At 43.1% G+C, this 25500-nt stretch carries 27 protein-coding genes; 2 read left to right on the top strand and 25 right to left on the bottom strand.

The window, feature by feature from the left end; all coding sequences use genetic code 11:
• Nucleotides 1-145: 145 nt before the first annotated feature.
• Entirely contained in the window at nt 146-2665 is a 2520-nt protein-coding gene (gene secA / locus FO446_RS26185; RefSeq protein WP_173612209.1) for a preprotein translocase subunit SecA, read from the bottom strand.
• Between the two features lie 198 nt (nt 2666-2863).
• Complete coding sequence (gene hpf, locus FO446_RS26190; protein WP_015893536.1) at nt 2864-3421, bottom strand: ribosome hibernation-promoting factor, HPF/YfiA family; 558 nt, start codon at nt 3419-3421, stop codon at nt 2864-2866.
• Between the two features lie 209 nt (nt 3422-3630).
• On the opposite strand from hpf, the gene FO446_RS26195 reads away from it, so the two are divergent.
• On the top strand, nt 3631-4683 hold the full coding sequence (locus FO446_RS26195) for an HD-GYP domain-containing protein (RefSeq protein WP_173612208.1): 1053 nt from the start codon (nt 3631-3633) through the stop codon (nt 4681-4683).
• Between the two features lie 65 nt (nt 4684-4748).
• Here the strand turns inward: FO446_RS26195 and FO446_RS26200 are convergent, their stop codons facing one another.
• The 5 genes from FO446_RS26200 to FO446_RS26220 form a co-directional block, all read right to left on the bottom strand.
• Nucleotides 4749-4946, bottom strand: coding sequence for a cold shock domain-containing protein (locus FO446_RS26200; protein ID WP_047070322.1), 198 nt, complete (start codon nt 4944-4946; stop codon nt 4749-4751).
• An 82-nt stretch (nt 4947-5028) separates the two neighbouring features.
• Complete coding sequence (locus FO446_RS26205) at nt 5029-5703, bottom strand: amino acid ABC transporter permease (protein ID WP_047069746.1); 675 nt, start codon at nt 5701-5703, stop codon at nt 5029-5031.
• Between the two features lie 88 nt (nt 5704-5791).
• Complete coding sequence (locus FO446_RS26210; RefSeq protein WP_221867384.1) at nt 5792-6595, bottom strand: basic amino acid ABC transporter substrate-binding protein; 804 nt, start codon at nt 6593-6595, stop codon at nt 5792-5794.
• Between the two features lie 292 nt (nt 6596-6887).
• Nucleotides 6888-7670: an OmpA family protein gene (locus tag FO446_RS26215; RefSeq protein ID WP_221867383.1), complete on the bottom strand. Its 783-nt coding sequence runs from the start codon at nt 7668-7670 to the stop codon at nt 6888-6890.
• The gene (locus tag FO446_RS26220) at nt 7663-8472 is read right to left on the bottom strand and encodes a motility protein A (RefSeq protein ID WP_173612205.1); all 810 of its coding nucleotides are present in this window, start codon (nt 8470-8472) and stop codon (nt 7663-7665) included. The genes FO446_RS26215 and FO446_RS26220 overlap by 8 nt, the downstream gene beginning before the upstream one ends.
• A 157-nt stretch (nt 8473-8629) precedes the next feature.
• Between FO446_RS26220 and FO446_RS26225 the strand changes: the two genes are divergently transcribed.
• Nucleotides 8630-8806: a putative motility protein gene (locus FO446_RS26225; RefSeq protein ID WP_015893542.1), complete on the top strand. Its 177-nt coding sequence runs from the start codon at nt 8630-8632 to the stop codon at nt 8804-8806.
• 36 nt (nt 8807-8842) lie between these two features.
• Here FO446_RS26225 and FO446_RS26230 read toward each other — a convergent pair whose 3' ends face one another.
• The 18 genes from FO446_RS26230 to FO446_RS26315 all read right to left on the bottom strand — a co-directional run bounded on the left by FO446_RS26230 (nt 8843) and on the right by FO446_RS26315 (nt 25479).
• On the bottom strand, nt 8843-9199 hold the full coding sequence (locus FO446_RS26230) for a flagellar protein FliT (protein WP_173612204.1): 357 nt from the start codon (nt 9197-9199) through the stop codon (nt 8843-8845).
• Between the two features lie 10 nt (nt 9200-9209).
• Nucleotides 9210-9587 (bottom strand): flagellar export chaperone FliS, encoded by a 378-nt coding sequence (fliS, locus tag FO446_RS26235; protein ID WP_173612203.1) that lies wholly within the window; start codon nt 9585-9587, stop codon nt 9210-9212.
• Nucleotides 9588-9602: 15 nt separating this feature from the next.
• Complete coding sequence (gene fliD / locus FO446_RS26240; protein ID WP_173612202.1) at nt 9603-11078, bottom strand: flagellar filament capping protein FliD; 1476 nt, start codon at nt 11076-11078, stop codon at nt 9603-9605.
• 12 nt (nt 11079-11090) lie between these two features.
• Nucleotides 11091-11426, bottom strand: a complete 336-nt coding sequence (gene flaG, locus FO446_RS26245; RefSeq protein WP_173612201.1) for a flagellar protein FlaG — start codon at nt 11424-11426, stop codon at nt 11091-11093.
• A gap of 83 nt (nt 11427-11509) precedes the next feature.
• Nucleotides 11510-12475: a Gfo/Idh/MocA family protein gene (locus FO446_RS26250; protein WP_173612200.1), complete on the bottom strand. Its 966-nt coding sequence runs from the start codon at nt 12473-12475 to the stop codon at nt 11510-11512.
• Between the two features lie 15 nt (nt 12476-12490).
• Nucleotides 12491-13522 carry a Gfo/Idh/MocA family protein gene (locus FO446_RS26255; RefSeq protein WP_173612199.1) on the bottom strand — a complete coding sequence of 344 codons (1032 nt, stop codon included), beginning with the start codon at nt 13520-13522 and terminating at the stop codon, nt 12491-12493.
• Nucleotides 13519-14403 (bottom strand): SGNH/GDSL hydrolase family protein, encoded by an 885-nt coding sequence (locus FO446_RS26260; RefSeq protein ID WP_173612198.1) that lies wholly within the window; start codon nt 14401-14403, stop codon nt 13519-13521. Before FO446_RS26260 ends, FO446_RS26255 begins: the two co-directional genes overlap by 4 nt.
• 39 nt (nt 14404-14442) lie before the next feature.
• The gene (locus tag FO446_RS26265; protein ID WP_173612197.1) at nt 14443-15270 is read right to left on the bottom strand and encodes an SDR family oxidoreductase; all 828 of its coding nucleotides are present in this window, start codon (nt 15268-15270) and stop codon (nt 14443-14445) included.
• Nucleotides 15251-15970, bottom strand: a complete 720-nt coding sequence (locus tag FO446_RS26270) for an acylneuraminate cytidylyltransferase family protein (protein WP_173612196.1) — start codon at nt 15968-15970, stop codon at nt 15251-15253. The genes FO446_RS26265 and FO446_RS26270 overlap by 20 nt, the downstream gene beginning before the upstream one ends.
• Nucleotides 15967-16875, bottom strand: a complete 909-nt coding sequence (locus tag FO446_RS26275) for a Gfo/Idh/MocA family protein (RefSeq protein WP_173612195.1) — start codon at nt 16873-16875, stop codon at nt 15967-15969. The genes FO446_RS26270 and FO446_RS26275 overlap by 4 nt, the downstream gene beginning before the upstream one ends.
• Nucleotides 16872-17921, bottom strand: a complete 1050-nt coding sequence (locus FO446_RS26280) for a nucleotidyltransferase family protein (protein WP_173612194.1) — start codon at nt 17919-17921, stop codon at nt 16872-16874. The genes FO446_RS26275 and FO446_RS26280 overlap by 4 nt, the downstream gene beginning before the upstream one ends.
• Before the next feature lie 21 nt (nt 17922-17942).
• On the bottom strand, nt 17943-18566 hold the full coding sequence (locus FO446_RS26285) for an acetyltransferase (protein WP_237899503.1): 624 nt from the start codon (nt 18564-18566) through the stop codon (nt 17943-17945).
• Nucleotides 18563-19639, bottom strand: coding sequence for an N-acetylneuraminate synthase (gene neuB, locus FO446_RS26290; protein WP_173612192.1), 1077 nt, complete (start codon nt 19637-19639; stop codon nt 18563-18565). The genes FO446_RS26285 and neuB overlap by 4 nt, the downstream gene beginning before the upstream one ends.
• Before the next feature lie 34 nt (nt 19640-19673).
• On the bottom strand, nt 19674-20840 hold the full coding sequence (gene neuC, locus FO446_RS26295; protein WP_173612191.1) for a UDP-N-acetylglucosamine 2-epimerase: 1167 nt from the start codon (nt 20838-20840) through the stop codon (nt 19674-19676).
• A complete protein-coding gene (locus FO446_RS26300; RefSeq protein WP_237899504.1) occupies nt 20827-22014 on the bottom strand; it encodes a LegC family aminotransferase in 1188 nt (395 codons plus the stop codon). The genes neuC and FO446_RS26300 overlap by 14 nt, the downstream gene beginning before the upstream one ends.
• Complete coding sequence (locus FO446_RS26305) at nt 22011-23021, bottom strand: NAD-dependent 4,6-dehydratase LegB (protein WP_237899505.1); 1011 nt, start codon at nt 23019-23021, stop codon at nt 22011-22013. The genes FO446_RS26300 and FO446_RS26305 overlap by 4 nt, the downstream gene beginning before the upstream one ends.
• 15 nt (nt 23022-23036) lie before the next feature.
• Nucleotides 23037-24908: a motility associated factor glycosyltransferase family protein gene (locus tag FO446_RS26310; RefSeq protein WP_237899507.1), complete on the bottom strand. Its 1872-nt coding sequence runs from the start codon at nt 24906-24908 to the stop codon at nt 23037-23039.
• Nucleotides 24895-25479, bottom strand: coding sequence for a DUF8042 domain-containing protein (locus FO446_RS26315; RefSeq protein ID WP_237899509.1), 585 nt, complete (start codon nt 25477-25479; stop codon nt 24895-24897). The genes FO446_RS26310 and FO446_RS26315 overlap by 14 nt, the downstream gene beginning before the upstream one ends.
• Nucleotides 25480-25500: the final 21 nt, after the last annotated feature.

Below are 25500 nucleotides of genomic sequence, written 5' to 3' on the forward strand. Positions count from 1 at the left end.
TACCAGTGTTAGACAAATAGATTGTTTTTATCAGACGAGGAAGAATAGATGAGGACGAATACTGTCAAGGCATTAGGAATGGGCAAGAAAAAAACATTCCCCTCGTACCGAATTTGCCGATACGAGAAGAATGCTCTGTTATTGTTTAGTGTTTCTTGTTTTGGCGTTTGCGTTCTTGCTCCTGAGCGCGACGCTGTGCACGGTTTTTCGGATCAGCATCACCGGAGGTCTCCGGATCTGGACGATCAGATGGTCCGGAGGTTTGCAAGTTACTCGGATCAATTCCTTGACCGCGAATGACATCTTGGCGCTCCAGGTTTTGGCTGACTTCAGCCTTCATGATATACATAGCGACTTCTTCCTGAACAGCAGCCAGCATACCTTGATACATTTCGTATCCTTCGAACTGGTACTCACGAAGCGGGTCGTTTTGTGCGTAGGCGCGCAGGTGAATACCTTGACGCAACTGATCCATCGCATCGATGTGATCCATCCACTTGCTGTCGACAGCACGCAGAATGACGACTTTTTCAAACTCGCGAATCGATTCACCGATTTCTTCTTCACGCTGTTTGTATTGCTTATCGACTTCTGCTTTCAACAGCTCGAGAATTTCTTCTGCTTCCTTGCCTTTCAGCATTTTTGCCGTAATCGTTTCTTCATGGAGGAATCCATTATTGGCAGCATCGGCCAATGCTTGCAGATCCCAATCCTCAGGTACCTCTTCTTTTGGACAATGCAGAGACACTGCACGCTCCATCACTGCATAAATCATATTCAAAGCAACTTCGCTGAGGTTTTCCTGTTCCAGAATGTCTTTACGCTGTTTGTAGACAACCAGACGCTGCTGATTCATGACGTCATCGTACTGGAGAACACCTTTACGTGCATCGAAGTTCGATCCCTCTACACGCTTCTGCGCGGATTCTACTGCACGAGTCACCAGGCGGCTCTCGATCGGCATATCCTCTTCCATACCCAAACGATCCATCATATTCATGATATTGTCCGCACCGAAACGACGCATTAGCTCATCTTGCATCGAGAGGAAGAACTGGGATGAACCCGGGTCCCCCTGACGACCTGCACGACCGCGTAGCTGATTGTCAATCCGACGGCTCTCGTGGCGTTCTGTACCGATAATATGAAGACCGCCCAGCTCCGCAACACCTTCGCCAAGCTGAATGTCCGTACCGCGACCTGCCATGTTTGTGGCAATGGTAACCGCTCCGTACACACCTGCACGTGCAACGATTTCTGCCTCGCGCTCATGCTGCTTCGCGTTCAATACGTTATGCGGTACGCCTTTTTGCTTCAGCATTTGGGACAAGCGCTCCGAGTTTTCGATGGAGATGGTACCTACCAGGATCGGTTGGCCCTTTTTATGGCGCTCGACAATGTCGTTTACAACCGCACGATATTTGGCTGCCTCTGTTTTGAAAACCAGGTCAGGTGAATCGATACGCTGTACTGGCTTATTCGTTGGAATAACCACAACATCGAGACCGTAAATCTTTTTGAACTCTTCTTCTTCCGTCTTCGCTGTACCAGTCATACCCGCCAGCTTCTCGTACATACGGAAGTAGTTTTGCAAAGTAATGGTCGCCAGTGTCATGCTCTCGCTTTGGACACGCAGACCTTCTTTGGCTTCGATCGCTTGATGCAAGCCATCGCTGTAACGACGTCCAACCATCAGACGGCCGGTGAACTCGTCGACGATCACAACTTCGCCTTCCTGCACCACATAATCAACATCGCGCTTGAACAACACTTGAGCCTTCAACGCCGCCGTAATGTGGTGGTTCAACGTGGTATGTGCCGTATCGTACAGGTTGTCGATGTTGAATGCCTGTTCGACCTTGCTCACACCATCATCTGTAAGGCTGACGATTTTCAACTTCTCATCGATAGTGAAATCTTTTTCTTCTTCCAGACGCTTCACAAAATGCGAGCAGATGTAGTACAGCTCTGTCGATTTGTTAGCAGAACCGGAGATGATCAACGGCGTACGTGCTTCGTCGATCAAAATGCTGTCCACCTCGTCGATGATAGCGAAGAAGAGTGGACGTTGCACCATTTGTTCCTTGTACAGAACCATATTGTCACGCAAGTAATCGAAGCCGAACTCATTGTTCGTACCATACGTAATATCACACGCGTATGCTTCGCGTTTTTCTTCAGGGCTCAGTCCATTCTTGTTCAAGCCGACTGTCAGTCCGAGGAAGTTATACAGCTTACCCATGATAGTCGAGTCACGCTCAGCCAAGTATTCGTTCACAGTAACGACGTGGACGCCTTTTCCCATCAGGGCATTCAGGTATGTCGCCAGTGTCGCAACCAGCGTTTTACCTTCACCCGTCTTCATCTCGGAGATACGGCCTTCCTGAAGCACCATACCACCAATCATTTGGACGTCGAAGTGACGCATGCCCAGTACACGGATCGATGCTTCACGTACAACAGCAAACGCTTCATTCAAAATTTTGTCCAGTTCTTCTCCATTTGCCAAACGCGCCTTAAACTCAGCTGTCTTCTCCCGCAATTGGTCATCCGAGAGTGCTTTAATCGTTGGTTCCAGCGCGTTGATGCTTTCTACACGCTTAAACATTTTCTTTACTTCACGTTCATTGCTGTCGCCGAATATCTTTTTAACGAGTCCTAGCATGAGGACACCCCTTCCATATACTGCCAAACAAAAATGCACAAGCCGGCATGAGTCCAATAATAAAAAAGGATACCGATTCTACGAAAATAATACTTTCTAAAAAGATATTTTATCAAATAGAGCATCCTCTACACAAGTAAAGGGAGTTGCCAATAGCAACTCCCTAGTCTTATACGAATGAGAATGTGTAAAGTTTCGTTATTTTGGTTCAATCAATCCGTAACGCCCATCATTGCGGCGATATACCACACTGACGTCATTGGTGTCACTGTTTTGGAAAACGAAGAAGCTGTGTCCCAGCATATCCATCTGCATGACCGCTTCCTGTGCATCCATCGGCTTCAGATCGAAGCGTTTGGTTCGAACGATATCGATGTCGATATCTTCCTCATCCACATCAGGGATCATGACTGCTACTGGCTGACTCTCACGCTGTGCGATTCTTCCTGTCGAATCCACTCGAAGCTTCCTCATCAGCTTCGTTTTGTGTTTGCGAATCTGACGTTCCAGCTTTTCTACTACCAGATCGATAGCAGCATACATATCTTCGTGCGTTTCCTCCGCTCGGATAATGACCCCACTCAGCGGGATAGTTACCTCGATCGTGCCTTCTCCGCGATGTACATGCATGGTGACTTGTACTTCTGTAGGCTGTGGCGTTTCAAAATATTTTTCCAGACGGCCGACTTTCTTTTCGACATATTCTCTAAGTGCAGCGGTGACTTGAATGTTTTCTCCACGAATGTTAAATTTCATGGTTCCAACCTCCTTCCGTCTATACATACTTATTCGCCACCTCTGTAAATAATCCTTCCACTCTGCTTAAAAAAATCTTTGCAAATCTTTTACAAACCATCAATATCCGACATTATTTTACCAATACTTACTAGATTCCCTATGCTATAATAGGAGAGGTAGTCATCCTATCTTATATCGCGGTCGTACATCGCACTGGAGGAATCCTCATGGCCGAGGTAAAACCTTCCCATTCACTTATCGGAACAACGCTCGCTCAAGACGTCTACAATGAATACGGTCTGCTTTTATTACCCGCTGGTGCAAACCTTCATCTTAGTGATATCCGACTGCTAGAGGCTCATCAAGTGGAAGCCGTACACGTTACGACTGACTCGGAAGCACCCGAAATGCCTTTTCCTCTCCTTCATTGGAGTGAGGCAGAGGCTGCAAAGGCCTATATGGTAGCCGTACAAAAAACCGAGTATTTATTTAACCAGCTCGCAAATGGGGATACTCCCAGACTGCAACAATTTAGCGACGCTGTTCATCCGATGCTCGACCAAGTTCTTCATCACATGAGGTTTCTGCGCTTCATTTATTTGAATGAAGGAACAGAAAGTTATACGTATCGCCACTCCCTGCATGTAGGTATCGTGGCAGCCTTAATCGGAAAAATCATAGGATTGCCGCAACGTGATGTTCATTTCTTGGGCCTTGCAGGTCTTCTCCATGACATCGGCAAGATGAAAATTCCCGATGAGCTGCTGTCCAAGCCAGAACGTCTGACAGACGAAGAGTATACGATTATGAAAAAGCATACCGTATACGGCTACGAGCTCCTGCGCACCATGGACGATGCCGACGACTTGCTGGCACAATGCGCTCTGATGCACCACGAACGTTGGGATGGAAGTGGATATCCTCTCGGACAAAAAAAAGATGGCATCCCTTTTGAATGCCAAATCATCAGTGTCGCAGACACATTTGATGCGATATGCACAGACCGCGTGTATCGGAAGGGAACCTCTCCCTTTGAAGCCGCGAATGTTCTGTGGGAGTCAGCTTGTACAGGCCAATTAAATCCGATGATTGTATCTCGTTTTATCCATTACATTATCTTGCTTTACGTCGGCTCCCATGCGCTTTTGAACAATGGCGACCACGTCGAAATCATTATGATTCATACTGATGAGCCTATGCGGCCTCTCGTTCGTAGAGGGAATGATTTTATAGACCTGAGACTCCAGCGTTCCCTACGCATTCAAAGAATGATCAGTTAAACACGTGGAAAAAACGAATCCCCCTGTCCGATCAAGGAACCAGGGGGATTTTGCTATTGTTTCGTTTATAACTTCACGACGTTCGCCGCTTGTGGACCGCGGTCCCCTTCCACAATGTCGAATTCTACAGCCTGTCCCTCATCTAACGAACGAAATCCATCAGACTGAATCGCCGAAAAATGGACAAATACGTCATCACCGTCTTCTCGCTCAATAAATCCAAACCCTTTTTCTGCATTAAACCATTTTACTTTGCCTTGCATGAAACAGCACAACCCTTTCTTTTGTGAAAATAAAAATCAAGCCTAGCTTTCCCCAATTCAGGCGAATCATTCTACACACGCATTACCGCGTGGAATATTTTTTCTCTAGTCCTCTCACGACTACACGGGACAAGAACAGCGTAAGTACCAGGTAAACTGCCGCTTCCGTTAAATACGGGGGGTAGCGCTCAAATGTACTTTTTGCCACGTTCATGGCTGCATAGTTTAATTCCGGTGTCGCGATTACTGCCAAAAGGGATGAATCTTTCAAAAGAGCAATAAACTCATTTCCGATCGCGGGCAGCATTCGCGTAAACGCTTGCGGAAGTATAATTTGGCGCATGGCAAGCCCCTTGTTCATGCCAAGTGATCGTGCCGCTTCCATTTGCCCCGGATCAATCGATTGGATACCAGCTCGAAAGATTTCCGCCATATAGGCAGCCGCATTGAGTGAAAGCGCGACGAAGCCTGAATAAATCGCTTCAGGGCTACTCGCTCCTGGGTACAGAATACCCCAAATCGACGGAATCACCGCAAAATGAATCAGCAAAATTTGGACCAGCATCGGAGTTCCCCGAAACAGCTCTACGTAAATCGAACAGGTCCAACGCAAGATTCGCTTGGAGGACATTTTGCCCAAGCTGATGAACAACCCCAAAAAAGTTCCGCAAACCGTAGCCACTGCCGTAAGTAAAATCGTATTAATAATGCCTCGGATAAACAGTTCACGGTAGTCGTAGATGACACTCCAGTCCAATGGCAAAATCCTCCCTTCTTCATGTCAGCAAGCCAAGCTGCGAACAAACGCCGGCTACGTCGACAGACGCACCCGGCCATTTTGCTGCCTACTTATTGCCAAAGTACTGGGTGTAAATTTCCTGCAGCTTTCCATTTTCTTTTATCTTTTTTAATCCGTCGTTGATTTTGTTCATCGCATCGGCATTGCCCTTTTTCACGATAATTCCGTAAAATTCCTTTTCAAAGGAATCATCTTTTATCAGCTTAAACTTCTTATCTTTTACTTTATTCACGTAGTATGACAAAACGCCATTGTCGCCAATCACTGCATCGACTCGACCATTAAAGAAGTCATCGACGGAAGATGGCATATCGTCATAGCCCTTCAAGCCTTCATACGTATCTCCAAACGCTTTTTTGACCACTTCTTCACCCGTGGTCGCAGCTTGAACCCCGATCTTCTTTCCTTTCAAATCTGCCAGCTTCGTCACTGGAGAATCTTCCGCTACCAGAATGAGTTGATTCGCTTCAAAGTATGAGTCCGAAAAATCGTATTTCTCCTTGCGCTTCTCCGTGATCGTAATGGACGAGATCCCAATATCAACCGTCCCTTTGTCCAGTCCATCAAAAAGCGGGTCCCACCCTGTGTTTTTCCACTCAATCTTGAATCCGCCAGCTTCTGCGATCGCGTTCATCACATCGATGTCGTGGCCACTAATCTTGTCAGCCTCAAGCATTTGGAACGGTGGATATGCCGCATCTGTACCGACTACGTACACCTTGTCACCCGAGCCACCACTTGCTCCGCCACTGCCAGACGTTTGCTGACCACCCGATCCACAGCCTGCGAGGAGTACCCCCACACCGACGACCAACGCGAGCGATTTGAACCAATTTGTCCCGATACGCATTTCGAAATCCCCCTTGTGACTCACTATCTGCCCATTTTGTCCCCAGCAATGTCCACATGGAAATTACGGATTTTTTGCGTTCTCCACAGAGTTATCCACATTATCCACATACCCTTGTGCACAAGCTGGGTATAACTATTTTCCTGTATATTCTGCCACTTTAGTACGAAGGTAAGGAGAACGAAATGGGAGAATAAGTGGATCTAGCAGCAAAAAAACAGGATTCATATATACGGGATATAGTTCTATCCTGCATATAAAAATCCTGCTTTTATCTGAAAATAATGAATTATTATTTTTCCCCCAAAATCACGATCTCTACCCGACGATTTTTCGCACGGTTCTCCGCGTTGGAGTTGTCCACAAGCGGTTTGTATTCACCCAAGCCAGCCACGGTAAACCGAGACGCCGGTAAGGAGTTTGCATCCACCATTTCACGCATGACAGAGATCGCACGCGCCGAAGACAGCTCCCAGTTGGATTGGAAGGAACTGCGCAAGATCGGCACATCATCTGTATAGCCCTCGATTCGCACCTTGTGCTCAAAGCGCTTCAACACCCCCGCTACCGTCCCGACGACTTGCTTCCCTTGGGCCTGTAGGTCTGCCGAACCACTCGTAAACAAAATCGTTTCCGGCAAACGGATACGCAAGCCTTCTTCGGTCTCCTCGTAGTCGAGATTCAGCTCAGCCAAAGCGGAGGATAGCTGGTTGCGTACCGTCTCCATATCGCGCTCACTCGAGTCAGACATGCCCATTGGCGGCTTCGGCACGTTTACGGTGTCTTCGGAGCCTTCTTTTACTTTTTCGCCCTTGAGCTCCTTCTGGCGAGCCTCCAATTGGTAGACCTCTCGCTGCAGCTCCAGCTTTTGCAGGTTGAGCAGGTCGAGACTCTCATGCACCTGCTTCAAGCTCGCTTTTTCCTTTTGGACATCTTCCTTTTGTGACTGAATGCTCTTCGTCTGCATCGCCGCAATAATAATCACGATCACGAACAACAGCGTAATCAAGTCACTGTAGCTAAGCAGCCAGCTTTTTTCTAGCTCTTTTTCGTCGTATAACCGTTCGTCATGCATAGCGGTCCTGCCTTTCAATCGTGCCCTTCATGCTACCTGCTTCTTTAATCAGCACCAGCTTTTGGTCACCTGGCAAGAATGAGTTCAGCTTTTCAAACAACAAGCGTGGTGTCTCCATGCGCTGGAGACCAACACAACCTTCGATAAAAAGACGCTTTTCAAACATTTCCCGGTCGTACAAGTCCATCAGGCGGTAGTAGCAAGGCAGCGCGAACAAGTTCGCCAAGAGCGCGCCATACAGCGTCGCTACGACCGCTGCGCTCAGACTGTGTCCGGTCAAGGCCATGTCTTCGAGCGACTTCAGTACGCCCGTCATCCCCAAGAGCGTACCGACCAACCCCATCCCTGGTGCCAGCAAACTAATGAGGCGGAAGAACCCTGCTGACTGTTGGTAACGATACTGCTCGCCCTTGAGTTCGTTCTCCAGGATCAGACGCAGCTCTTCTTCCGGAACACCCTCGACCGCCAGCAAGCATCCGCGTTGGACAAATGAATCGGGTTCCTGGTGCAGTTCCTTTTCGAGCGCGATATAGCCCTGTTCCTTCTGGACGAGCGCGTAGTAGTAAAAGCGCTTGATCGTTTCTTCAACGTTGCTTTGCCGGCCGTGGATGAGCAGGCGCCAGATTTTTTTCAAGTCGAGATGCTTGCGTTTGACTGCGTAAGACATGACTACGGAGAGCGCGACTAGCTCGATGGCGGTTACATTGAGGAGGTCCGATAAGGTTCCGTTTAGGTAGACCGCGTGTATGAAGATGAGGAGGACGGCTCCGATTAAGACGAGTGAGCGGCGTTTTGTGGACACAAGTGTTTCACCTTCCTAGTTTTTCAACAAGTTGTTCTTAAAGTATAGCAGATGGTGGTAAAAAGATGAGAGAATAGAGTCATGGTTATAGTGAAGCTTGGTATAGAAAATGTCGATAATGATAAAGAAAGTAATTCTAGTAAAGAGGTGATCATCTGTGAATGCCGTACAATTAAAGCAAGCTGTTACTATTAGCTTGACGAAGCAAGTGCAGGAGACTGCGCAAGCACAAGCTTCCATCATGTTGGAGGGTTTTGCTAAGACGCAGCAAAATGTTCAAGCGGCTCAGGCAAGTCATCCATCTCTTGGAAAAACGATCGATATTCGTGCATAAGTGGTGAAAAGAAAACGGCCGGTTCCCCGGCCGTTTTTACTTTTTGCGGTCGAAAAAGGCACCATAGCCGTTTGGACCTGCTTCGTTGTACGTATTCATTGCGAGCTTGCTGCGTTGGAGGGTGTTAAGTTGTTGCTGGACGCCTTGCTTCCGCCCTTCGATCAAAGGAATTACGCGTTGGTTGATCTCGTGAATCTCTACCATTTGCACACGTTGGGCGGGTGTCAACTCCACCTCTTCTACACGTTCTTTCAAAGTGCCGATCAATACTTCTCGCTCGTCGAGTATCGCAAGCCATTCCTCAGCGTCTGAATCTTTCAGCGTCACAGTCTGCTCTAGGCGTTGGGTAGCCTGAAGCAACTCCCCCAAGAGAGCATTTATTGTCATTTCCATGTGTATTTCCTTACCCTTGCCTTTTTGCTAATTGCATAGCTTCTTTCCATGTATCACGGAATTGGATGAACAAATCTTCCACTTCATTCAGTATATCGAGATCCTTCCGAATGTTTGCCTCGATTGTACGCTGGAGCATATATTCATAGAGCATACCGAATTCTTTCGAGATTTCGTATTCACTTTTTAAGGTAGACATTAGTTCGTACAAGATGTTCTGTACTTTGAGTGATGCCTCATGAGCTTTCGCTACATTTTTTTCCTCGATTGCGCTTTTGGCTTGTTTGATAAACTTTAGCGCACCGTTATAGAGCATCAGTGTTAAATCGGCAGGAGTTGCGGTTGTTGCTTGATTTGATTGGTACGCCTGAGCAGCATTCTGTAACATCTGCATCACTCCTTCTTAACGCTGGCCTAGCATTTGTGCAAACCATGAGCCTTGTGATTGTGACTTGGACATAGCTTTTTCCATTGAAGAGAATTGTTTCCAATAACGGTTCTCGATCATTTTAAGGCGATCTTCCCAACGATCTATGTCTTTGTTGGTTTGCTCGATTTTTTTAGAAAGATAGCTATCGTCGTAAATAGATCCAGATGACCCAGCTTCGATTTTTATTTTATCCATGACCTCACTCAATTGACCGTACAAGCGCTCAGCAACGCCACTCTCATTATATTTTTTTCCAAGGTCATTTTTTTCATTGCTGAAACTTGTAAACAGTTTCATTACATCTTCGCCATTGTTCCGAATTGCCTCGCGAAGTTTGGTTTCATTGATGAACAACTTTCCGTTTTCTTGATATGCGTTTTTCCCGCTTGGTGGACCGCCAATACCGATTTCGGATAATGTATCAAAAGCTTTATTTACACCATCGATTTGCAAAGGAGTACTTGTAGCTCTGCGAAGTTCACTTAAGGCACTTGATAGAATGGGATCCCGCAGAAGTATACCACTTTTTGCCATGAGATCCATTTTCTCAGCCGTTTTTTCAGGTAATGCTTCTTTTTCCTCATCCAACAACGGCTGGTAACCCTTGTACTTTGGTTCTGAAATCTTTTTATTAACCGTTTCAAGGACAGCATTGTACTTGTCGACGAAATCTTTCACCATGTTGTAAATCGTATCTTCGTCAGACTTCGTATTAATCGTTATTGGCGCATTTTTGTTGGCTTGCTTCAATGAAATTTCCATGCCATCGAAAGTAATTGTATTTTTATCAGATGTGTAGGATACTCCATTAATTTTAAAGGAAGCAGGTGTGCCATCTGTTTTCGTCGCGGTTGCATCCTTCAATCCTAAACTATTCCCAGCTGGAGCCTGTACAGTAAAATTACTACCATCATCTGAAGACAATACGAATTGATTATTGAAATAGGTAGCTTTCACACCTGAGTTAGAGCTGTTAATTTTACCGATAATCGTTTCAATCGTATCTTTATCCTCAATTTTAACAACTGTACTTGCCGCACTTGAATCCTTTTTGAGTGTTAAGTCAAATGTTGACCCGATAGCTGTCTTCGTATCAGGTAAAGTTGAAGTAAACGCAGCAGTAGCAGGTTTTCCAACTACTGCCGGGTTTTCTATCTCTATCGTATAACTGGACAATGATGTCTGCCCCACAACTTTTACTGAAGCGATAGAGTCATTTTCGGATGTCGCTACTTTTTTGTTAAAGCTACTAGACAAACGCAGATTTTTCACCGAGTTTTGAAAATCTGCAAAGACCGTATTCATCTCTCGGTAAGCATCACGTTTCCACTCAGTACTGTACTTAGTACGTTGCAAACGATTAACAGGCTCTCTTTGAGCCTTCATCAAATCTTTAATAATTTTCTCCGTATCCATTCCTGAAGCCATACCTGACAAACGGATTCCCATCTTACTTACCTCCTATCTTTTCTCGTCCACTAGTATTCCGATCATTTCATGCATCTTCGCAACCATGTCCATTACTTTTTTTGAAGGAATTTCACGAATGACCTCATTTGTTTGATCGTTGATGACCTGCACATAGTATTCATTGAGATCTTCATGAAGGGTAAACTTCACATGCGAGCTAGTTGATTGAAGCCATTTATTTATGCCAGCTATTTCTTGTTCTAGATTCTTATTATTCTGCTGATGTTCTTTTACCGGTACCGATTGCTCCTGAGGCTGACTATTCGTTTGAGGAAAATTATTATGCGCTTTCGATTTCCCGAATCCTTGTACTGATCCAACGTCCATACTCAATCCTCCTTAGGATTTTTTTCCTAAGATAGTTATCGGTTTTTTCGGGAAAAAGCTTTACCTTCTCTATTTATATTATTTTACGTTTGCAACGATTCTACGAGAGCCATCGTATTTACTGCGTCATGGATGGACATTTCACCTTCATAACCTGCATTACCGGAGAAGTGTATTACCTGATTCAAGAAATGCATCATTTGTTCAGCAAATCCTGGCTTTGTATCCCGATCCACTTGATTGGGGGTTAAACGATAAGGCTCTTTATTTCGAAAAGAAACTAGTGCCTCTTCCATATTGGTAAACTGAATTTTTCCATCCTGCAAATACAATTCGTAATTCCAGTTCCCCATTGAATGCCAATACGCTTGGAATGTAATCGGTATGTTCCTCTTTGCGACGATCAATGCTGCATATCGATGATTAAAAGGCTCCTCAGACGATTGATTAGAAAAAGCATGAATGGCATCAAGATCCCCGCAGTAATAGCGTATTAAATCTATGCAATGAATACTATTAGCTGTGAACAGCTTCTCTAATTTCTCTGAAGGATAACCGTTTTCTCGCAATAGTCTATAGCGTTCAAAAACATCCATTCTCATTCCCAGCAGACCGCCTGATTCTTCTATCAGTCGTTTCGCTTGATCGACTACACTATAGAAGCGGCGGTTAAATCCTACCATTACACTTGCCTGATGCATTCTCGCTAACTGCGACAATTGTCGGGTTTGCTCCATAGTTAGACCCGGCGGTTTTTCAATTAGCAGGGGAATCCGCGTAGGAATTAGATTCATAGTTACTTCATAAATGCTAGGAAAAGGAACAGCAACGATAATACCGTCCAGTTTCTCCGCAGAAATCATATCGTGAATACTAGTGTAAGTTTTTGGGATGCCTAGCACATTTCTTGCTCTTTCATTACTGGCTTCTGTGCGATTAACAGCTGCAATTACTTTTATTTCCGTTTCTCTGTGTTGATTTAACCAATGGATGGCTTGTATATAATGGGGGGCTATTGACCCCGTACCTATTATTCCTAGCGATATCATCTGTCTCCCCCCTCACTACGTAAACGAAAACAGTTTGTTACAATATTCTTCATCGGTTATAGGTAAATTGATTACTTTGTTACCTAAGTGGTGAGAGTAATGAATCCCAATGACTGTTTCTAACGCATCGACAGCAAATTGAGGATTGGCTGGTATGTGGTCCTGTAACATGTTCATTAATAGATTTTGGCAAAACTCAATAATGTTTAACTCCAGTTTACACGTTTGCGTTTCATGTAAAGGTGTCCCATAACGAGTGACAGGAAGTTCCCGATCCTGCTCATTCCGCGCTTCTATAAAATAAGATCGTTGGAGCTCGTTAACAGTAATCCGCCCATATTTCCCGTTAATAACTAGCACAGGAGGAATGCCAAGATCTTCGGTTAATTCAAAGAACATACGAGTTCCAGCACTGAAGTGTATAATGGCATATCCACCAGGGTCTTTAAAATTTGCTCCTCTTGGATTCGGTACACCTTCATCATTTAAAAATCCGCATACTTGTTCAACCTTATCGTCCAATAGGAAACTGGCAAGATCAATAAAGTGAGTACCATTACACCCCATTTGACCACCTCCCATAGAAAACATCATGCTTTCTACAGGACCGATAACGCCAGATTTCAATTTTTCCCGTAAAAGTAAGTAGTCAGCCGCCCATCTCCGACCATGATTGACAGCTAGCTTCACTCCTTTTTCACGTGCAATCGACACCATTTCTTGCGCCTGGTGAATTGAAGTGGCAATAGGTTTCTCACAGATAACCCTGTTAACTCCAAATTTTATTGCATCTAAAAACAAAGAGTAATGACTAGGTCCATTTGTAGCGATAATCAAGACATCTAGCTGCTCACTCTTCAACATGTCCTCATGATTGGTGTAGACACTAAATTCCTGTTTCGGATACTTTGCCTTTGCTTGTTCGATCACATCTGTTCTTAGATCTGTAACAGCGATTTTAACTGGTTCAGGCAACATTTGAATTGCTTCTACGTACCTATGTCCCATCGGTCCTAAGCCAATAATCCCTATGGTACTCATACTCATGAGTTCATTTGCTCCTTTATCATGTCCACAAGTTGAGGTAAGGCTGGATGCTGTATTTGATTCATCCGAACAAATTTTATATACTCAACTGTCTTTCCCCAGTCTTGCATTTGGTAAGATAAGTAAATCAAATTGTATAAATTATCACCAAAGTACGGAAAAATTTCATACGATTTTATAAAATGCTTGTAGCTAAGCTCCGCATCAGTCTCAAACATCTTGCAACCTGTAACATTTTCTTGAAATGCCTTTATTATCTCTACAAGACGTCTACTGATTAATTCATTGCCTTTCTTATTCAAGTGATGATCATCTGGCAAGAGATAGACATGAGGATTGTGACTGTTAATGTACGACTCCATCTCCATAAAAAATACTTGGTGATGATTTTCTCCACTCTTCAATACTTGATTGTACAAGTTTATCTGCTGCAGGATTCCTGGATAGCGCTTTTCCATCTTAATAGAAGTAGGGCAAATTCCCACGACAATAAGTTTGGTTTCTGGCCGTTTCTGCAAAAGGGTAAGAATAGCACGATAATGCTGTTCAAATTCGACAATATTGACCAGTTGTTTACCACCAAGCTCATCTCTTATCCAGCAATCAACAATGCCTACCTGCATAACGATAACATCTGGCTGAAAGTAAAAAAGATGATCGCCAAATTGGGCAGCTATATCCTTAATGGTTGTAAGCCGTTGCGCACGATTGGTAACAGTAAACCGAACTGTCGGGTATGCGTTCAGTAGTTCGTTCTGTAACAAACAACCGTAAGTTTCATCAAAATGAACGGCCAATTCTTTATCCACTTCAGGATCGAAACTTTTTATTCGATGTGGCCTTGGTAAGGCAAGCGAGTCCCCAAGTATGATTATTTTCATGTTAATCCCCAACTTTGTGATGTAATTAGTAGTGATCGATTACCAGACTGACAAACCGCCATCAACTACTATTTGTTGGCCGGTAACATAACTAGATGAATCTGAAGCTAGATACACCAATGCTCCTACCAGCTCTTCTGGCTGCGCCATTCTTGCTAAAGGTACACGATTCGAATATTTTTGTTTAAACTCCTCATTTTGGCCACTTTCTACACCACCAGGTATGAGTGTATTGACTCGAATCCCTTGTGGTGCCCAATACGTCGCCAAGTACTTCGTCAGCCCAAGAACAGATGATTTCGATGCGGAGTAGACTGCTGGGGTATTAATTTGCCTGTTCAAATAAAACGAGCCATCGTATATTCTATTATCCGGTGCAACAATTCCGTAAATAGAGGCTGTTTGTATAATGGAGCCCCCCTTACCCTGAAGGACCATTTGCTTGCCAACGGCTTGTGCAACTAAAAACATGCCATCTATATTGACAGACATAATTTCCCGCCATTGTTCCATTGAATATTCTTCAAATGGCGCAAAAAAAGCATCTAGATCCTTTGATTTACTAGCAGCATTATTATGCAGAATATGTATCTCCCCAAATGCATTTACGACTTCCTCTACCATCTTATTAACCGACTGCTGAGAAGAAACATCACAAGAGACACCTAAGCACTTTACTCTATACGAGGCCTCGAGTTCTTGAGCAAATGCCCTCGCACCTTCTAAATCAAGGTCAACTACTGCGACATTAGCTCCGAATTCGGCTAATCCTCTGCAGAAGTGCCTTCCCAAGATACCTAGTCCGCCTGTAACAATTGCTGTTTTTCCCTGTAAATCGAACAATTTTTTATAAGAATAAGGTTTCATATAGATCCCTCTTTTGGTTTAGTAAAAAGTCAACAAACATAAAATCAACTTCAGAGTCGATATCAATAGACCGCTCCTCTGGCATTTCAAAAAGCATGGTATCTTCATAAAAAACCGAATTTGCCCCGTAGAACGCATCGCGACTCCAAACATATATCGAAGCATTCATGTCATAGCATTTTGGTGAATCTTGTCTTCTTACAATAGCTTGGTCTAGCTTTTTTGATAGTTGAACAAATCCATTTGTGTTTAACTCCACTAAATTAAAGTAGGGTGATCTTCTAGCTGGTGCAGCCGTTATCACATTGGAGCACTGCTTCCTCTCCAACAATTCAACTGCTCCTTGAATATCCTCAACTATTCGCAACGGGGATGTTGCATCCAAATCAACAAGGGTACCAAACGTGACCTTTAATTGTTTTTCAACTTCACTAACGCAATGTTGAATAGCAGGAAGTTTTGCTGACTCATCCGTTGCCATTTGATCGGGTCTCTCAATAAGAATGTCTGCCCCATATTCCCGTGCTACTTCCAGTATTTCCCTAGAATCACTACTAACTGCTACGCAATCGAACAAGCCCGATTGTTTCGCCTGTTTTATACTAAATGCAATAAGAGGACGATCCATCAAGGGACGAATATTTTTATTCTTCACCCCTTTTGAGCCTCCTCTTGCGCAAATCGTGCACAGCCTTTTCATTTCGAGACCCAACTCCTTTTCTCATTTGCCTCTTCAATTGCGTTTATCATATTCATTACATCCATTGCTTCTTCTGAATGACAGACATCCCATACATTGTCTGACAAAACCGCTTCATGTTGCATTTTATATGTATAATCTCTAGAAACCTCAAATGGCTCTGTCCGTTCATTCACGGTTAATGTATTTCCTATCATATCCACTTTTATCGTATCCTGATCTGTATTCACGATAATAAATCGCTTAGGACTCTTCTCGATATAATTAATATTTATGCTTGCAATAGGACACTTCTTCGTCTTTAGCATAATGGAGTAAATATCATCACTATCTATTTCTAAAGAGCTGAATTTCCCGCCGACTGCGGTTAAGCTTTCCCATCCATCTAATAACCAATTTACATAATCCAACTCGTGACTCAAGTCTCTGAGAACCCCTCCACCCTCACTTTTCTTAGCTGAATACGTCTTTCGGTAGTCTGCGTGAGGGCGCCATTGGGGAAGATACTGACCAGTATAAACATGAAGAGATAGTATTTTTTGACCCTGCATGAGCATTTTCAGCTTCTGAATTGCAGGATGGAAACGGAGATTATAGCCAACAAAAATGTCAAAGCTATGAGGCGGCATACTTGCTTCCAAATGAAAAAGCGGCTTCTCTACAAGAACCTTCCCTCTATAGCCTTGATTTTCTAATTCCAAAAGCGTCTGATAATGCTCAGATGTTTTATTTGCAACAATAACATACTGAGGGTTCTCTTTTTGCAAGGCTTCGGAAAGAGCGTGGTAGGAGCAATCCCAATCAACCTCTCGACTGCTAACCACACAAACTTTGCACCCTAACTCTCTCAATACACGTGCATGTCTCATTCCGATTGATCCAAAGCCAATGACGAGCGCCCTCAACTGAATACCTCCATATACTCTTTGTTCGCTTTTTCAAAATCAGCAATGCGCCCAATATCCAACCAATACTCTCTAATCGGGAATGCGATTGTTTGCTGTTCTTGCTTCATCAATTGCTCAAACAAACTTGGCATATCCAAGTTTTCATTATGTGGAATGTGTTCTAAAACTTGCGGATCCATGACATAAATGCCTGCGTTGACAAAATATCGCTGAATCGGCTTTTCCTCTATAGCTGTCAGTCGATGCTTATCTAACCGGACAACACCATATGGAACTTGATATTCGTACTCTCGAACGCACATTGTTGCTTTTGCTTGATACGTCTTGTGAAAATCTAATAGTTGTTCAAAATTCACCTTTGTTAGTAAGTCACCGTTCATGACAAAAAAAGGTTCCACTGGCTTGTCTGGCAATAAACTTAATGCTCCTGCCGTACCCAATGACTCCTTTTCTTGCAAATAGCAAATAGTAACACCCCATCGCTCACCGGTGCCAAAATAGTCCTGAATCATCTCTGCCTTGTATTTCACTGAGATATAAAACTTATGGAATCCTTGATCAATGAAACTCTGCAAAATCGTTTCCAATAATGGCTTGTTCCCAACTGCCAATAAAGGTTTGGGGCAATCATGCGTTAATGGATGAAGGCGAGTTCCCAATCCACCGGCCATTAGAACCACCCAATTGTCCTTTTTTTTCGGACGCAAAAGGTCATTTAACATCTCTACATGCACAATTCGCCCGTCTTCATCAACAATCGGAATTTGATGAAGATGCTTGATTTTCATGAGGGCAAGGATATTCTCTTTTGAGTCATACGGAGAAGCTACCGTAGGATATGGATTCATAATTGTGGAGGTAGGATCTTGAAGCCCCCTTCCCTTTAGCAAGCCTCTCCGGATGTCACCATCTGTTACAGTGCCGAGCAATCTATCATTTTCATCTGCAACTAAAGCAATTTGTCTGGCATTCTTATCGATAATTTCCAATGTATGAATGATAGGCGTTTGCGGTGATACCAAAAGGTCTCTCCAATTCACCACTCCCCACCCCTTTCTTGTTGCTTATCCAATCACGTGTGCAGGCACACCTGCTACTTTTCTATTTTTCGGAACATCCTTGATAACAACAGCTCCGGCCCCAACAATACTTCCTGTCCCAATCTGAATACCTTGAATAACTACAGCACCAGCGCCAACGAATGCACCTTCTTCAATATGTACACCACCGGAAAGAGTTGCCCCTGGTGCTATGTGTACATGGTCATTAATCCTGCAATCATGATCAATAGAGGCTCGTGTATTTACAATAACATTACCGCTTATATGTACATCTGCTTGCACGACAGCGCCAGCCATTATTTGAGCGCCTTCATCAATGACTACTCGAGGGGATATGATCGCAGTTGGATGAATAACACTTGCGAAACTGTATCCCCGCTCTTTATAAAAACAGAATAATTTCTTTCGGATTGAATTATTGCCGACTGCACCGATCCCATTTACTAGTACCAAATCTTTGGGAGAAAATTTTTCGATCTCTACATCATGACCTAGATACGGAATTCCCCATATGCTAGCTTGGGACTGGAGGTCCGTGAATCCCAAGATATTATGACCCTGTAAAATTAACGTATCCAATAATACTTTGGCATGTCCACCGCCACCAAGTACAATTACAGGCTTCATTCCTGAATCAACTCATCTTGTTCGTAATCTTTACTTGCGACTTTCCCAATCAAGTCCCAGATTCGAATCGGAGGAATACCTGTTCCTGGTCGTTTTGCAGTTAGATTGTCGATTGTCAATATTTCACCTTTTTGAATACTACATGCTGCAACCAAGCTCTTGCGGGCGATAAATTTGTTTTTTTGTTCCGAAGGTGTAGGCATTTTATACGCTTTACCCAGCGATAGCTCCACTTGCCGAATTGAATCAATCATTTGCTTGAGTTCTGCCCCCTCTAGGGAGGCCTGATGATCAGGCCCTGGCAAAGTTCTATCCAGCGTAAAATGCTTCTCGATGACCTGCGCACCTCTAGCCACAGCCGCAATCGGAACAGCTATTCCAGCGGTATGATCGGAGAATCCTACTGGAAGTTGAAAGGCCGCAGCCAAGGTATCCATTGACCTCAAGTTCACATCGACATATGGTGCTGGATACTCAGTTGTACAATGAAGTAACGTTACTTTTTCACGAAGAACTTGTTGCCCCTCCTCACTTGCATACGCCTCTTGAAACTCTCTGATAGATGGCGCCTGCGAGAAACGTAAGTAGCCAAAAGCCAAAACTCCTAGAGCCTCTTCTATTTCTCCTAGATTAGACATTCCAGTGGAGAGGATAATAGGTAGCCCCGTTAGAGCTGCTTTTAATAAAAGCGGCGCATTTGTTATTTCTCCCGAAGGTAGCTTAAGTAAATCTACACCGATTTCCTCAGCCAACAGGTCTACACTTTCAAGATCGAACGGGGTGGACAAAAATTTAATGTTACATTGTTTACAAGTTTCTACGAGTTCATGATGCATTTCCAACGACAATTCCAATTTCTGCACCATTTCTAATTGCGATTCTTCAACACCGGTCGTTCTCTTCTGATAATCGGCTTTTTCTGCATATTTACTTATAATACTTTTGGCCCTAAACGTCTGGAATTTCACCGCATCAGCACCTGCTTCTGCAGCACAATAGACGAGCTCTTTGGCCATCTCCAAAGATCCGTTGTGATTTACACCAGCTTCGGCAATAATAAATGTCTTCGTCATAATAGTACCTCCTAGAGATGTTTGCACATCTCTACTAATCCTCGATGTCAAAAAAAGTTTTATGCAGCAAATTGTCCAGGCTTACTTCCTTCAGTACATTTTTCACTTTCGCCGAAACGTATTCCTTACCGTAAGGAGACTCCATACTTCGTAGCTTTTCCTGGAACTCGTTTGAGAGAGCCTGTCTAATCGCTGAAATAATGGAATCTTTTTGTTCTACACAATCAATAACGGATTCCGCTCGAATCCTCCCTTTTTGGCGATCCCCGATATTAACGGTGCCCTTCTGAAAAAAAGGCACTTCGATAATGCCACTTGATGAATTTCCAATTACGGCATCTACATGTTGCAGTGCGCTTAAATAACGTAATTGCCCAAGAGAAGTAAATGAAACACATCTGGAAGAATTAATCTCCACGTATCTATCGATCATTTCACAAATGATGCGTCCCCCCATATCCGCATTTGGCTTTGTGAATATACAGGTTGCATCAGAAAAATGATCAAGTGCTTGTAAAAGCTCGAGCATTGCAGATTCAGAATGGTTCTTCTTCAATGTAACGGGATGATAAGTAATAAGAAAACTTGGCTTGCTTAAAGCAAAATCGATAGACTTTTCAAAGGCTTCCTTATTTAGAAGCGGTAATTTTCGTATATTATCAAGCCCAATTGCGCCCACGTTGAACACTCGATCTGGATTCTCACCTAGTTGAATGACTCTTTTTCTGTATTCATCTGCTGCTACAAAGTGTAGTTGCGACATTTTGGTCACGGCGTGTCTTATCGATTCGTCAATGACTCCTTCGGTTGTTTCCCCTCCATGCAAATGAGCGATGGGTATTCTTGCAATCATTGCAGCTTGAGCCGCAGCCAAAATCTCAAAACGATCCCCAAGCAATACGACCAGATCAGGTCTCAGACGTTCATACGCCTGTGAAAACCCAATTGTCCCTATGCCAACCGAAGTTGCAATTCCGACCGAGGTATCGCTGGATAAAAGCATTTCAATTTTTTCGTCAATAGCAAAACCATCCTGCTCTATCGAGCGATAAGTCAACCCAAATTCAGGAGATAAATGCATGCCAGTTACAATAATCTGTAATTGCAAATCTGTATCTTCTTGTATTTCTTTCATAAGGTGATACAGAAGGCCATATTCGGCACGTGTACCTGTAACTACACAAAGTTTACGTTGTGACATAACTAGCCCCCAGGTTAGAGCTGCTTGGAATATTTATGATTCTTTCTTCTAGCTGTTTTGCTACCACGATATCCATCTTCGGAGCATTCTTATACATTGGCAATTCGTGAAGCAGTTTCCAGGCGGGACGAGTCATCAAACCTTGTTCGTTTGTCATTTCCAGCAATTGATCACGATTTTTCTCCAACTCAGGCGATAGCAAAAGCACATGTAACCAGTAATTACTCGTCGCTAATTTGGGCTCATGAAAGAATGTGATTTCAGGAATAGACGCAAATACCTGGGCATATTTTTGTGCCAGTGCCCTTTTCCGCTCAATAAACATTGGCAACTGTTCTAATTGCGCGCATCCTAATGCTGCATTGATGTTTGGAAGACGATAATTGTAACCGATTTGGTCATGTTCAAAGGCCCATTTATGCGGCATTTTCGCAGTTGTTGTAATATGCTTTGCGTATTTGCCTAAGGCCTCATCGTTCGTTAATATTGCTCCTCCGCCACCAGTCGTAATTACTTTATTTCCATTAAAACTGAGAGCCGACACACGTCCCAAATTTCCCGTATGAACCCCTTTGTAATAGGAACCTAGTGATTCAGCTGCGTCCTCTACAAGTTCAAGATGAAACCTCTCGCATACATCTATCAATTCATCTAATTCAACAGGATGCCCAAATGTATGCATAGGAACGACAGCTTTTATTCTTTTGCCAGTTATTTTATTAAAGCACTCCTTGCCCCTTATCTCTGCAATTTCAAGCAAATAATCATTTAATTTCTTGGGATCTACACCAAGAGTAGTAAAACTGCTATCGATAAAATGTGGGGTCGCTCCACAATAGGCAATTGCATTAGCCGTAGCAATAAACGTGAGAGCCGGCATTAATACTTCATCTTCCGGCTCTACTCCAACTAATTTCAGACATATATGCAAAGCGGCCGTGCCATTCATTACGGCCACAGCTCGCTTCACCCCCGTATATTCTTGTAGCTTTTCTTCAAACTGATCTACGTATTTTCCTACTGATGATACCCATCCAGTATCTATACACTCTTTCACATACTTCCACTCATTCCCTTGAAAGCATGGCTCATGCAAAGGAATAAACTTGTCCGCAAAATGGGTGACTTCTTTCAGTTTGGCGACTATTTGTTCTAGCGAGGTTAGCTGACTCATAGGTTATAAATCCCTGCCTTGTATTGGGATAGATGAACGGGATTAGTGAACCACTCGATTGTTTCACTTAGTCCCCGTTTGAAACCTTCTACTCCCCCATATTCGGGGTGCCATCCAGTTAAATTCTTCGCCTTCGAATTATCCGCCCATAAGCGCTCTACTTCGCTCTTCTCTGGACGAATACGCTGGTTGTCTGTCTCAATGTGTATTTTTTCACCCATTAACTCTGCTATAAACTCTACTGTCTGGCCGATTGAGACCTCGTAATTACTTCCTATATTTATTACTTCTCCAATGGATCTGTCAGATTGAGCGACCGACAGAAATCCTCTAACTGTATCTTTCACATAATTAAAGTCTCTTGTAGGTGAAAGCGAACCAAGTTGAATGGTTTTCTGTCCATTGGCAATTTGTGTGATAACTGTAGGAATCACCGCACGTGCTGACTGCCTAGGACCATACGTATTAAAAGGACGGATTATGGATACTGGCAAATCAAATGAGCTAAAGAAAGACATCGCCATCTGGTCGGCACCAATTTTACTCGCAGAATAAGGAGATTGTCCTTGAAGTGGATGTTCTTCAGTAATCGGGACAAAACGAGCAGTTCCATAAACTTCACTGGTTGAAGTGTGTACCACTTTTTCCACGTTTAATTCTCGAGCAGCTTGCAGTATGTTCAATGTACCTTTTATGTTCGTGTCCACATACGTTTCTGGAGAATGATAAGAATATGGAATCGCAATTAAGGCAGCCAAATGAAGAACAACATCGCATCCCTTCATCGCTTGTTTAACTCCATAGGGATCACGAATGTCCCCGGCAAATACCTCAATTCCTTTCAAGGTTTCTTTCGGTAAATGATCCAGCCATCCCCATGAATTAAATGAATTGTAATAAACGAAAGTTTTTACATCATGACCTTGACGTACTAGTTCTTCTGTTAAATGTGAGCCGATGAAACCATCTGCTCCTGTTACTAGTATTTTTTTGTTTTTCAAATCCATTAGATCATCTCCGTATCAAGTTGCACTGCCTTCCTCAATCACTTTCTCGTACATATCTTCTAGTAATCTTTTAATTGCGATACTGTCATTTTTAGTGGCAAACAAATAGTTTTTAAACTGATCGATAACTCTGCGTGCTTTCATCACGATATCTGAAGAGGATCGTACCTCATCAAACATTTTAAGTATCAAATTAAACTCAATATAATTCATGGATTGAATTATTCTTAGGTAGTACTTATTTCTTTGCAAGCGATCAAAAAGCTTATCAAATTTGTTAAAACACAGATCAAGCTGTCGGGAATTTTGACTAGAGATGTAATGCTCCATCTCATCAAACAACTCTTCAAAGCGCTTGAAAACAACATCTAGTTCCGTACTTTCTTTTGTCATTGTTTTCACAGTCATCTTGAAATGTTCCAAGTCGTAAGAAAACGTATCTTTAATTAAATCTAGCCAATCTTGTTGAACAATCCCCGTTGTACTGAGTCTTTCACGAATGACGGTTTCCAAGGGTAAGAAGACTGTTCCTTCAATATGAGCCCCTTCTTTTGTGGAATTGATGATATCTGGATGTGAGACACGTTCGATCAACTGCTCCATCTCATCTTTCATAGACAAGAAGAGCTTACTGGTGTATGTGTCTTTCCCTTCAACATCCTTTACAACGATAGCCTGCTCTTTTCTCCAATCAGTCAACTCAGTTTCCGTATAATTGATACCTTTTGCATATATTTCATTTCCACGAAAAGCAAGGTTGATCCCCACTAAAATAATGGGTGAAAATTGAATCTGGCTCAAAACTTGTAGTGTTAAGGTCGCAATACTTCCAAATCTATCAATGTAATGGAATGTATTTTCGTCATTTCGTTTAATAAACATGTCCATGATGTAATCGTCACGAACCAAGAAGTTCGCCATTTTACCATGATAGTTATTAACGGTTTCAAAACCCATTGTACTACCAAACACTAAGGGAACATTATCGATTTTGCTATCAATCACTTTTTCAAACACCTTGGAGTTCAATGCACTACCATCATAAGCAAAAGTCGCATCCGGTGTAATACCAGCATTAATCAATTGGTTAATGGCTGAACCTACGGAAAAAATGTATGCAAGTCCATTTTCTTTGATGTAGCGCAAGTTCTCAAACTCATCGTTTAAGGATGGACCTGCCCCCACAATGATAGCCGGCTTGTCTTTAAAATGTCCTCCATGACCATCTAAAATATTGGGTGTTTTCATAATATGGGGCATGTTGAACAAGCCATTGATAGCCATCCTTTTCGCAAAGACTTGACCTGTTAACAATCTGTTACGCGCCTCATAGACAACATCTCTAAATGTATCAATAAAAGCTTTTGTTTGCTCTGCAAAAATTCTCTCGTAGCTTGGATGAACGACCACATATACTTCTTTATCTTGCAAATGCGTAAACTGCGATAATTGGCTCTTCACATCTTCTGCCCGTACCTCTAGCATCAAATGGACAAGCTTTTTCGAAGGACCCCAATCCTCCAGCGATCTACTTTCCACTAACTTTGAAAAAATAGCAGCATTAGGCTCATAAATGGAAAACATAGCCGTTGGATGCAATTGTATAAATTCATCAATGTGATAACCGAAACCGACACCATAAAACAGGACATGGCGATCTCCGATATCTTCGAGAGTTTGAATAAAGCGTTGTGCTTCTTGTACCGGATTGTATTTGCTATGTATATAGTTCCATCCGGAATTGGCTAGAACTGCGATCGTGGTTCCACCTGTTTTCGTTTCTTCCACACGTACTTTTTCATTCTCATTTCGATCATATTTCTGAAAGTTGTCCCATAGCTGTGGGTAGTACTTTTTCAAACACGTTAGGTTATCAATTTGCATCATGCTGGCCCACCTCATGCATGGAGAGTTCACCAATTCCTTGATGCAATGCTTCATATTTTGTAATGATTTCATATTGAATAATATCTGCAATCATCGTATGGTCTTGTTGCATAACAGCAGTATTCAAGTCTTCAAGCTGTTGAGTAAAAACAAAGCTATCAACAAAATCAAGGTCAGCGTAATATTGTGAAGAGTTCTGTATCCACTGTACACCCTCGATCATTTGAGATAATTTCGTCCACTCCTCTGAAGAAGGGCTACCAGAATAGAACGCCTCAACAACCCCTGGGAGAAGTGCTAACGCTCTGCTCACATACTCACGAATGGAGATAAGCGTTTCTTTTGCAAGTTGCTCTTTTGTCACCAAAATTAGCTCAATAACTTGAATCGATTCCCTCTCGGATAAGAGCTCTTCAAAATGATCGTAAATTTCTTCTCCATCCACTTTCATCCCACAGAAAACCATTGAGCTTTCAGCAATGATTTGGTTTATAAAAGATATGATAGAGGTAACGCTATTGGTTTGTTGATCTTGTATATGAAACTCTTGATTATTCGCAATAATTTTCATAAGTGCCTCCTTAGTGTCAGT

This window comes from Brevibacillus brevis (assembly GCF_022026395.1).
GTDB lineage: Bacteria > Bacillota > Bacilli > Brevibacillales > Brevibacillaceae > Brevibacillus.

What these genes read in the sequence shown, in the direction of transcription:
- secA (WP_173612209.1), bottom strand. Translation starts at nt 2,665, where the DNA reads ATGCTAGGACTCGTTAAAAAGATATTCGGCGACAGCAATGAACGTGAA.
- hpf (WP_015893536.1), bottom strand. Translation starts at nt 3,421, where the DNA reads ATGAAATTTAACATTCGTGGAGAAAACATTCAAGTCACCGCTGCACTT.
- FO446_RS26195 (WP_173612208.1), top strand. Translation starts at nt 3,631, where the DNA reads ATGGCCGAGGTAAAACCTTCCCATTCACTTATCGGAACAACGCTCGCT.
- FO446_RS26200 (WP_047070322.1), bottom strand. Translation starts at nt 4,946, where the DNA reads ATGCAAGGCAAAGTAAAATGGTTTAATGCAGAAAAAGGGTTTGGATTT.
- FO446_RS26210 (WP_221867384.1), bottom strand. Translation starts at nt 6,595, where the DNA reads ATGCGTATCGGGACAAATTGGTTCAAATCGCTCGCGTTGGTCGTCGGT.
- FO446_RS26215 (WP_221867383.1), bottom strand. Translation starts at nt 7,670, where the DNA reads ATGCATGACGAACGGTTATACGACGAAAAAGAGCTAGAAAAAAGCTGG.
- FO446_RS26230 (WP_173612204.1), bottom strand. Translation starts at nt 9,199, where the DNA reads ATGGAAATGACAATAAATGCTCTCTTGGGGGAGTTGCTTCAGGCTACC.
- fliS (WP_173612203.1), bottom strand. Translation starts at nt 9,587, where the DNA reads ATGTTACAGAATGCTGCTCAGGCGTACCAATCAAATCAAGCAACAACC.
- fliD (WP_173612202.1), bottom strand. Translation starts at nt 11,078, where the DNA reads ATGGGAATCCGTTTGTCAGGTATGGCTTCAGGAATGGATACGGAGAAA.
- flaG (WP_173612201.1), bottom strand. Translation starts at nt 11,426, where the DNA reads ATGGACGTTGGATCAGTACAAGGATTCGGGAAATCGAAAGCGCATAAT.
- FO446_RS26250 (WP_173612200.1), bottom strand. Translation starts at nt 12,475, where the DNA reads ATGATATCGCTAGGAATAATAGGTACGGGGTCAATAGCCCCCCATTAT.
- FO446_RS26255 (WP_173612199.1), bottom strand. Translation starts at nt 13,522, where the DNA reads ATGAGTATGAGTACCATAGGGATTATTGGCTTAGGACCGATGGGACAT.
- FO446_RS26260 (WP_173612198.1), bottom strand. Translation starts at nt 14,403, where the DNA reads ATGAAAATAATCATACTTGGGGACTCGCTTGCCTTACCAAGGCCACAT.
- FO446_RS26265 (WP_173612197.1), bottom strand. Translation starts at nt 15,270, where the DNA reads ATGAAACCTTATTCTTATAAAAAATTGTTCGATTTACAGGGAAAAACA.
- FO446_RS26270 (WP_173612196.1), bottom strand. Translation starts at nt 15,970, where the DNA reads ATGAAAAGGCTGTGCACGATTTGCGCAAGAGGAGGCTCAAAAGGGGTG.
- FO446_RS26285 (WP_237899503.1), bottom strand. Translation starts at nt 18,566, where the DNA reads ATGAAGCCTGTAATTGTACTTGGTGGCGGTGGACATGCCAAAGTATTA.
- neuB (WP_173612192.1), bottom strand. Translation starts at nt 19,639, where the DNA reads ATGACGAAGACATTTATTATTGCCGAAGCTGGTGTAAATCACAACGGA.
- neuC (WP_173612191.1), bottom strand. Translation starts at nt 20,840, where the DNA reads ATGTCACAACGTAAACTTTGTGTAGTTACAGGTACACGTGCCGAATAT.
- FO446_RS26300 (WP_237899504.1), bottom strand. Translation starts at nt 22,014, where the DNA reads ATGAGTCAGCTAACCTCGCTAGAACAAATAGTCGCCAAACTGAAAGAA.
- FO446_RS26305 (WP_237899505.1), bottom strand. Translation starts at nt 23,021, where the DNA reads ATGGATTTGAAAAACAAAAAAATACTAGTAACAGGAGCAGATGGTTTC.
- FO446_RS26310 (WP_237899507.1), bottom strand. Translation starts at nt 24,908, where the DNA reads ATGATGCAAATTGATAACCTAACGTGTTTGAAAAAGTACTACCCACAG.
- FO446_RS26315 (WP_237899509.1), bottom strand. Translation starts at nt 25,479, where the DNA reads ATGAAAATTATTGCGAATAATCAAGAGTTTCATATACAAGATCAACAA.